Origin of the sequence: Shewanella sp. ZOR0012, from assembly GCF_000798835.1 — a bacterium.
In the GTDB taxonomy this organism is placed as follows: domain Bacteria; phylum Pseudomonadota; class Gammaproteobacteria; order Enterobacterales; family Shewanellaceae; genus Shewanella; species Shewanella xiamenensis.
In genome coordinates this window covers 1,832-6,042 of record NZ_JTLE01000085.1, presented here as the reverse complement: position 1 = coordinate 6,042, position 4,211 = coordinate 1,832, and the positions used below count along the sequence as shown (strand labels likewise).

Annotated in this window: 3 protein-coding genes and 3 tRNA genes; all 6 read right to left on the bottom strand. The window is 46.3% G+C overall.

Annotated features, from left to right (window positions below):
• Window positions 1-201: 201 nt before the first annotated feature.
• Window positions 202-288, bottom strand: a tRNA-Leu gene (locus L976_RS01735).
• 49 nt (window positions 289-337) lie between these two features.
• A tRNA-Cys gene (locus L976_RS01730) sits at window positions 338-411 on the bottom strand.
• Between the two features lie 21 nt (window positions 412-432).
• Window positions 433-508: transfer RNA gene (locus L976_RS01725), tRNA-Gly, on the bottom strand.
• Window positions 509-651: 143 nt separating this feature from the next.
• Window positions 652-1,200, bottom strand: coding sequence for a CDP-diacylglycerol--glycerol-3-phosphate 3-phosphatidyltransferase (gene pgsA / locus L976_RS01720; protein ID WP_037417386.1), 549 nt, complete (start codon window positions 1,198-1,200; stop codon window positions 652-654).
• Window positions 1,201-1,247: 47 nt separating this feature from the next.
• The gene (gene uvrC / locus L976_RS01715; RefSeq protein WP_047533591.1) at window positions 1,248-3,077 is read right to left on the bottom strand and encodes an excinuclease ABC subunit UvrC; all 1,830 of its coding nucleotides are present in this window, start codon (window positions 3,075-3,077) and stop codon (window positions 1,248-1,250) included.
• A gap of 109 nt (window positions 3,078-3,186) precedes the next feature.
• The gene (gene uvrY, locus L976_RS01710) at window positions 3,187-3,831 is read right to left on the bottom strand and encodes a UvrY/SirA/GacA family response regulator transcription factor (protein WP_047533588.1); all 645 of its coding nucleotides are present in this window, start codon (window positions 3,829-3,831) and stop codon (window positions 3,187-3,189) included.
• Between the last annotated feature and the right edge of the window lie 380 nt (window positions 3,832-4,211).

Below are 4,211 nucleotides of genomic sequence, written 5' to 3'. Positions count from 1 at the left end.
ACTTGAACTGGCACGCTGTTACCAGCGAGGGATTTTAAATCCCTTGTGTCTACCGATTCCACCACTCGGGCAAACTCTGAATATCGTAAGCACTGCTATTGATATTGTTAACTCTTTGCTTCGCTCTTCTACTTATATTTCAATCTATAGGTAACGAAGTTTAACGCTTCAGCTCGCTTTGAGCTGTCACCATTATAATAATGGTACCCGAGGCCAGACTTGAACTGGCACGCTGTTACCAGCGAGGGATTTTAAATCCCTTGTGTCTACCGATTCCACCACTCGGGCAAACTCTTCATATTAACGACGGGAATCGTGTCATTAATATCTTATATTATGGAGGCGCGACCCGGAGTCGAACCGAGATCGACGGATTTGCAATCCGCAGCATAGCCATTCTGCCATCGCGCCATCTTTCCAATCATTTTAGATTGGAGCGACATATCGGGTTCGAACCGATGACCTATACCTTGGCAAGGTATCGCTCTACCAACTGAGCTAATGTCGCATCACGCAGAGTTAAGATTTTGTTTTCACTTCGTCTCTCGTCTACGGGGAGGCATTCTACCTATTTACGATGCAGTGTCAACCGCTGTTTTATCGATAACTTACTGCTTGCGCACTAAATAATCTCTTTGATCTTTTATTGTGCTATTCAGCCGTTAAATCTTTCCAGGCGGCTAAAATGTAACTCATCATTGACCAGAACGTTAATACGGCAGCGATATATAACAGCACAAATGCCGCGGTGATCATGAGTGGATTGTATTGCCAGATAAGGCCAATAATCGCCACCATCTGCGCCGCCGTTTTATATTTGCCGATCCAAGAAACTGCAACCGTGCCGCGTTTACCTAATTCAGCCATCCACTCCCGCAGGGCTGAAATCACAATTTCACGGCCAATCATAAACAGTGCTGGCAGTGTGAGCCAAATATCAGCGTATTGGTCAACTAATAATACGAGCGCGGTGATCACCATCAGTTTATCAGCGACGGGATCGAGGAAGGCGCCAAAACGGGTCAGTTGCTTGAGTTTACGCGCCGCATAACCGTCTAATGCATCCGTTAACGCCGCCAACCAAAACACAAATGCGGCAACAAAAGGCGTCCAGCTGTAAGGTAAATAAAACAACACCACAAAAATGGGCAGTAAAAAAAGCCTAAAAAGAGTTAATGCTATGGGTAAGTTAAACGGCATGATCAAACCAGTTAGTCAAAAGCAGCGCCAATCTTGCCTTAATTTTATCACCCTCGCAATGCATCATGAATGGTTTGTGCCATTTCTATGCTGATCCCTGGCACTTTCGCTAACTCGGCCACGCTCGCGCCCTTCACTTCCTGCAAACCGCCCAAATGTTGGAGTAACGCTTTACGGCGTTTAGGGCCAATGCCCGGAATGGATTCAAGCGTTGAGGTGTTACGGGTTTTCTGACGGCGATTACGATGCCCAGTGATGGCAAAGCGGTGGGATTCATCGCGAATATGTTGAATAAGGTGCAATGCGGGTGAGTCATCTTCAAGGGAAAAGCTCGTTTCAGTGTCGCCAAAGATTAAGGTTTCCAGCCCAGGTTTACGGCTCTCCCCCTTAGCCACGCCAATCAGTTGCGGCGCTTTATCTAAATTGACAAATTTCTCATCGACAATTTGCTGCGCAATACGCAGCTGACCTAAACCGCCGTCGATAAATAAGATGTCAGGGATTTTGCCGCTGGCATCGATTTTATCAAATCGACGGCTAATGGCTTGCTTCATGGCGGCATAATCATCGCCTGGCGTAATACCTTCAATATTATAACGACGATATTCGGCTTTATGCGGCCCTTCACGATTAAACACCACACAGGAGGCTACCGTGCTCTCACCCATGGTATGGCTGATATCGAAACACTCCATTCGCTGAATCGGCGCATTAAGCTCGAGGATTTCCTCAAGCAACACAAAACGCTGTTCAACGGTGTTTTTATGGGACAGGCGCGTCATAACCGCATTGGTAGCATTGGTGATCGCGAGGCGTAAAAAACTCGCCCTGTCGGCGCGCACATTGGTTTTGATGCTGAATTTTTTATTCAACGCCTCAGAGACGGCCGCCTCTAACTCATGCAATTCTTCAAAGTGATGGCTTATCACCACTTCCTTAGGAATAGTGCGTTGAATATCGGCATTTAAATAAAACTGTAGCAGGAAAGAGCGTAAGACTTCTTCGATATCCGTTTGCGCGGGCACCGTTGGATAATAGCTACGGCTACCAAAAATCTTGCCTTCGCGAATAAAGAGTAAATGGAAACAGGCGATACCCGAGGCGTAGTGTACGCCGATAACATCCATATCGCCGGTGTTTCCCGAGACTTCTTGCTGCTCAGCTACCCGGCGCAGCGCCATAATTTGATCGCGAAAGCGCGCGGCTTGCTCATAGGCTTGCTGCTCGGCGGCCTCTTCCATCTTAGCCACCAGCTCACTGATAACTTGTTTATCTTTTCCCTTAAGGAACAAACTGGCGAGTTTAACCTGCTCATCATACTCCGCATTACTGACCTTACTGACGCAAGGCGCGCTGCAACGGGATAACTGGTACTGCAAGCAGGGACGAGTGCGGGATTTATAATAGAGATCATCACACTGGCGGATAGGAAACAGCTTTTGCATCAAGTGCAAACTTTCACGCACCGCGCCGCCATTCGGATAAGGCCCAAAGTAATAGCCCTTCTCCCGCTGCGGCCCGCGATGGTATGCAAGGCGTGGATGCTCGTGTTGACTCAAGAAAATATAGGGGTATGACTTATCGTCCCGCAGTAACACATTGTATTTGGGCATGTACTGCTTGATATAGTCATTTTCAAGCAGCAGTGCATCGGTCTCACTATGGGTCAGCGTCACATCGATATGATGGATATGGGACACCAGCGCCTGAGTTTTCACATTGCCAAGGTTTTTACGGAAATAGGAAGATAAGCGCTTTTTAAGATCTTTGGCCTTACCCACATAAATGACGTCACCTTTGACGTCATACATGCGATAAACACCCGCCGAAGAGGTGACTGTACGTAAAAAACTCTGGGCGTTAAAACCTGTCGACATCGTTACACACCCACTCTTTTACTTACCATCTTCAAAACTGCTTGATAAATCGTTTTCAAACTCACAGCTAACACTTAATTAATGCTAGAACCATTGACACAAGCGGCCATTAGAAATGGCCAGCATCTAACATTTTATAGCGGATCGCTAAACGAGTCAGCTCCACATCACCACTGATCCCAAGCTTGGCAAACAAGCGGTAACGGTAACTGTTAACGGTTTTGGGGCTTAAGTTGAGCTGCTCAGAAATATCATTGACCTTTTCACCATTGGTGATCATCAACATAATTTGCAGCTCACGCTCAGACAAGGCTTTAAACGGATTCTCATCGGCGGGATTGAATTGGCTCAATGCCATTTGTTGGGCAATTTCAGGAGATAAATAGCGCTGCCCACGGGAAACCTGACGTATCGCTTGCAATACTTCAGGTGGCGTCGCACCTTTGGTTAAATAACCAGACGCGCCCGCCTGCATCACTTTACTGGGGAACGGATCTTCGGTGTGCACTGTTAGCACAATAATCTTAGCATGAGGTTGATAACGTAAAATCTTACGCGTCGCTTCGAGTCCGCCCATACCTGGCATATTCATGTCCATTAAGATGACGTCGGCTTCATTTTGTCTCGTCCACTGTACCGCGGTCTCACCATCGGGCGCTTCACCCACCACTTTGATCCCACGTTCATCTTCTAAGATACGGCGGATCCCAGTTCTCACCAGCTCATGATCGTCAACTAAATATATCGATATCAACTTTATCCACCTTTAACCAATGCTGACTAAGAGAGTTTAGCCAAATCAGAATACCGCAACCGGAATATAGGTTATCAGGGTAATTTAGCCCAACAATGGCATTTCGCAAAGCATAAAATGAATATTGTTAACTAGATGATATTTAAAGAAACAACTTGCTAATTAATGCAGTTTGAAATTAAGAGCTTGGTATAATGAAAGTATGAGTAGAGCTCAGGATTGGGCTAATTGATAAGCTGACGCAAAATATAGCAGGTTTAAAACGCTCATCGAAAATGAAGTCGTGTAAATGCAAAAAGCCGCTAATTGCTTAGCGGCTTTTTAGCCGACTATTGTGCTGGAGCAGCGCTTAGCATGAAGAACCCGGGTGCAAATTGCAT

Bases quoted from the DNA above. Each gene is read 5' to 3' on its own strand.
- pgsA (WP_037417386.1), bottom strand. From the start codon at position 1,200: ATGCCGTTTAACTTACCCATAGCATTAACTCTTTTTAGGCTTTTTTTA.
- uvrC (WP_047533591.1), bottom strand. From the start codon at position 3,077: ATGTCGACAGGTTTTAACGCCCAGAGTTTTTTACGTACAGTCACCTCT.